The organism is Euzebyales bacterium, from assembly GCA_035461305.1.
GTDB lineage: Bacteria > Actinomycetota > Nitriliruptoria > Euzebyales > JAHELV01 > JAHELV01.
On the sequence record DATHVN010000137.1, the window covers coordinates 1 to 4494 of the forward strand.

5 protein-coding genes and 1 pseudogene are annotated in these 4494 nt (G+C 68.1%); 3 read left to right on the top strand and 3 right to left on the bottom strand.

Annotated features, from left to right (window positions below; genetic code table 11):
• Both VK923_12740 and VK923_12745 read left to right on the top strand, forming a co-directional pair.
• On the top strand, positions 1-509 hold a 509-nt coding region (locus VK923_12740), incomplete at its 5' end, for a hypothetical protein (protein HSJ45544.1).
• A 78-nt stretch (positions 510-587) separates the two neighbouring features.
• Positions 588-1127, top strand: coding sequence for a hypothetical protein (locus tag VK923_12745; GenBank protein ID HSJ45545.1), 540 nt, complete (start codon positions 588-590; stop codon positions 1125-1127).
• Here the strand turns inward: VK923_12745 and VK923_12750 are convergent.
• The 3 genes and pseudogenes from VK923_12750 to ltrA form a co-directional block, all read right to left on the bottom strand.
• The gene (locus tag VK923_12750; protein HSJ45546.1) at positions 1108-1302 is read right to left on the bottom strand and encodes a cation transporter; all 195 of its coding nucleotides are present in this window, start codon (positions 1300-1302) and stop codon (positions 1108-1110) included. The two genes, VK923_12745 and VK923_12750, sit on opposite strands and share 20 nt — an antisense overlap.
• 38 nt (positions 1303-1340) lie before the next feature.
• On the bottom strand, positions 1341-2816 hold the full coding sequence (locus tag VK923_12755; protein ID HSJ45547.1) for a multicopper oxidase domain-containing protein: 1476 nt from the start codon (positions 2814-2816) through the stop codon (positions 1341-1343).
• Positions 2722-4216, bottom strand: a pseudogene (gene ltrA, locus VK923_12760) (group II intron reverse transcriptase/maturase). The gene VK923_12755 and the pseudogene ltrA overlap by 95 nt, the downstream one beginning before the upstream one ends.
• An 86-nt stretch (positions 4217-4302) precedes the next feature.
• Between ltrA and VK923_12765 the strand changes: the two are divergent.
• On the top strand, positions 4303-4494 hold a 192-nt coding region (locus VK923_12765), incomplete at its 3' end, for a hypothetical protein (protein ID HSJ45548.1).

The window sequence follows — 4494 nt, forward strand, 5'->3', positions numbered from 1 at the left end:
GACTCGGCGGCGCGCTGGGCTGGTACTGGTACGTCGGCCGCCAGACCGACGGCACCGCGTACCTGCGAACGACGCTCGACGAGCCAGCCGGCGCGTCGGGTCCCGCGCGCGCCCGAGCACTGCTCGCGCTGTCGCTGACCGTCCGCCCCGTCGGGTGCATCGTCCACCCCTCCGACGAGGGCTTCCACACTGCCGAGACCGCCGCGGGACTCTGCCAGGCAACGGGCGATCCGGTCGGAGCGGCCACCGCGGAACTGCTCGCAGGAGTGGAGGGCGTCGCGCAGCCCGACCCGACTGCCTCGTTGACGCGGGTCGAGCAGGCCCGCACGACCCTGCGCAGCCACGGAGACGCCTGGAGCGTGGCGCTCGCCGACTTCGTCGAGATGGAGATCCGCCTCCACCACGGCGACGTCGACGACGCGCTGGCGCTGGGTCGGCGGGCCGAGCAGGCGTTCGATCAGCTCGACGACGACTGGGGCCGCTCCGCGGTCATGCTGCACCTCGGCTAAGGCCTGCGTGTCGCAGGACGTCTCGACGCCGCCGAGGACATCCTCGCGCGCGCCGTCGAGCTCGGCCGCGACGGCGCGTTGCCGAACAACCTCGCCCGCGCCGCGTCCGAACTCGCCGAAGCCGCGTTGGACCGAGGCGACCCCGACGCCGCCCGACCGTGGCTCGACGAGTGTGAACGCACCGCCCGCGATCTCGGCAACGACACGCTCCTGGCGATGGCGAACCTCGGGCGCGCGGGCGCGCATCGCCTGCGCGGCGAGAGGCAACGGGCTGCGGAGCACTACGATCGTGCGCTCGCGTTCGCGCGTGGCTCGGAGTTCGTCAAGGGCCTCGCCCGCGCGCACACGGGGTTGGCCGCGACCCACCTGGACGACTACGCGACCGACCAGGCGCGCGCGGAGCTCGACGACGCCGAGACGCTTGCGGGGCGGCTCGCCGACGCGGGTATCGCGGCGTCGATCCTCGAACAACGCGCCCGCGCCGCGAGCCAGGATGGGCACGACTGCGAGCGCGACCGTCTCCTGCGCGACGCGCAGCAACTGCGGGTCGCGCACGGCCGACCGCCGGGTGCCCTCGACCGCCCCGATGTCGAGGCCGTCACGCCGGGACCTCACTGACGGCGTAGCCGGCTGCCGCTACGGCATCGCTGACGGCCTCGATCGTCACGTCACCGTGGACCGTCACGGTCCTGGCTGCGAGATCGGCGGCGAGCGCGACCACGCCGGGGACGTCGGAGATGCGTTGGCTGACCAGACGCACGCCGACACGAGACGACAGGCTCGGGATCGTCATCACCAACGTCTGGCACCTCGGCGTGCGGTCGCGGCTGTTCATCCGCGCGGCCGGACGCGGAAGCTGAACATCATCCCCGCCTCCAGGTGTTCCGCGATGTGGCATTGCGCCATCCACAGACCGGGGTTCGACGCGTCCATCAGGATGTCGACGACCTGGCCCGTCGGGATCAGGACGGTGTCTTTCCACACCAGGTTCGGTTCGGCCTCGCCGTCCCGGGTGAGCACCAGGAACCGCTCGCCGTGGATGTGAAACGGGTGGTGCATGGGGTGGTCGGACTCCATCTCGTTGACGATCCGGATCTTTACCTGTTCGCCGGAGGCGAAGCTCCAGTCGATGGCCGCGTTCTCCGCGCTGGTCGCGCGGTCCACGACCTTCCACCGCATGTTCGACGTGTTCGTGGTGCGGTTGACCTCGAGCATGAGGTCCTCCCACTCGATGCCGCCCTCCATCGCCTCGTCGTCGTGGTGATGCCCATGCGCACCCGCACCGTCCGGTTCCGACCCGGCGGCCCGTGGCAGCAGCTTCATCCCGCATCGCGGACACGACCCTGCCTCGTTGCGCACGACGTCGGGATGCATCGGACAGAAGTACACGACTGGACCGTCGATGTCAGTGTCTTCGGTGTCCATCTCGGCGATCAGCGCCAGGATCTTGTCGGGTGGCGCGAGCATGTACCGCGCCACCCGCTCACGCTCGGCGACCATCTCCGCGCTGACCCGCAGGCGCTCGAACGAGCCGACCGCCGCCGACGTTGCCTCGTCGGCGACGTCGAACACGCCAAGCTCGTAGGTGCGGCCGGGCGTCAGGTGCTGCAGCGGGACGGCGCCCGGCTCATCGAAGCGCATGTCGACGATCGCGCGTTCCGAGGGCGCGACAACGACCGCGTCGACCCACACCTCACGCTCATACCGGCCCGCATCCGCCCCCACCAACTTCATACGCACACCAGGCAGGGCGACCTTGAACACCCGCGTGTTCGCGGTGTTCGTCAGATACAGCCGTACGACCTCACCCCGCCGAGCGACGAACCGCTGATGGGTCGCACCGCCGATCAGCAGGACGTTGCCGTAGCGGCCCATCGTCGTGAACGTCGCCCCGCGAGGGTCGAACGGGGCGATGGCGCCGTCCTCGATGAGGATGTCATCAAGGGTGAGCACGATCTCGCGGTCGACCGCCGGCCAGTACGACGCATCGGCGGGCTCGACGATGACGTTGCCGTACAACCCGAGCTCCTGCGCGTAGTCCTCACGGATATGGGGGTGGTACCAGTACAGACCGGCGTCCGGGAAGATCAGTCGATGCGTGTACCTGCCACCCGGACGAATCGGGGCCTGGGTCTGATGTGGCACCCCGTCGAAGATCGCGGTAGGGACCGCCCTTGCGGGCGGCCCCCCGCACAGATCCCAGCGTGCGGAACTACCGCACTGGGCTCCTACCTTGGGTGCGAACGTCGAAGCGCGCGTCGGGCCAGGGATGCTGGATGCGGACCGGAGGTAGCCATCGAGCCGCAAGCCGGCTCATGCGTTCATTCCCAGTTCAGGCGGGTGCGCTGGCTGCGGCGCTTGAGCGCCCGATACCAGAGCCGAACCACCTTGAACCGGAACCGAGCCATGGCACGGCTGTTGGTTGGCACCGCGTAGTACGCGAAGTAGCCGCGCACCACGCTGGCCAGCCATGCCCCCTGCTCGTCGATGGGCAGATGCATCTTCCGTTTGAGCTTCACCTTGATGTCGTGAAGCTTGGCGTGCGTCCGCTTGGCGATGGTGGTGCGCTTGAGCTGAAACCTCCCGGCCCGTGTGGTCGAACAGATGTGCACGAACCCCAGGAACGTGAGGGTCTCCGGGCGTCCAAGCCCACGTCTGCGTCGACGCTCGGCGGCGAACCGTCCGAACTCGACCAGCCGGGTCTTGTCCGCCGACAGGTCCAGGTTAAACTTCGCCAGCCTTTCGGCCAGTTCAGCCTGGAAGCGTCGCGCATCACTCTCGTACTCGAACCCGACGGTGACGTCATCCGCGAAGCGCACGATGACCACGTCACCGCGCGTGCAGCGTTTGCGCCAATCATGGGCCCAGGTGTCGAACGCGTAGTGCAGGTACACGTTGGCGAGCAGCGGTGAGACCGACGCTCCCTGCGGTGTGCCCTGCCCGTCATCCGACCATCTACCGTCCTCGATGATGCCTGCGTTCAACCACTTATCGATCAGCCGCAGGACTCTCTTGTCCGCGATCCGGTGCTCGAGAAACCTTCTCATCCAACCCCGATCGAGGCTGGAGAAAAAGTCGCGGATGTCCGCGTCAAGCACCCAGTTCACCTTCTTGCGGGTGATTCCGACCGCGAGCGCGTCCAACGCATCATGCGGGCCGCGTCCAGGTCGAAACCCGTACGAGAAGCCGAGGAAGTCCTGCTCGTAGACCTCGTTGAGCACCTCCACAACCGCGCGCTGGACGATCTTGTCCTCCAACGACGCGATCCCGAGCGGGCGTTGCCGCCCATCCGGTTTGGGGATGTAGGTCCGACGAGACGGCTTCGCCCGGTAGCTGCCACGGTGGACACGGTCATGCAGATCCCGAAGGTTGTCCTCCAGGTCCGTGCCGTAGTCCTGCCAGGTGACCTCATCCACCCCGAACGCGGCACTCGGGTTGATCGCCCGATAGGCCGCCCGCAGACGGTCGACGGTCACATGGTGTAGCAGCGCCGTGAGCCTCGCCTTGCTGTCCTTTCGCGCTGCTTCGCGCACACGGCCCAGGGCATGTGGCACGTCATCTCCGCCGCTGCGTGCGGGACGTGGTTTGCTGGCCGTGTTCCCCTTGGCCGATCCCCTTCCCTCCACCGCCTCCGCCGCCGCATCACCGGCATTGTTCGGCCGCTTCGCAGGTACTACGGGACCGTCTGACTTCCCACCCTCGTTCATCTCGGGCGTACCGCCTTGGCGTTCCCCGAACGGCCCACCGCACGATCACCGCGGCGGGCAAGGATGGGATCTCCCGGTTCTCGCGCATGAAGGTTCCGTACATGCCCAGGGTCTTCGACCGCGCAGGGTCCTGCGACAGCTCGCGCATAGCGCTGCCGCAGATGTTGCCTTCCGCACGAACCGACGGCGTCGGCACCCCAAAAGACTATGTTTCGCGGCTCAATGTCCTGGCCTGCACGTACCCCTACCGACGCTTCGCCGACACCCTCACGGACGCC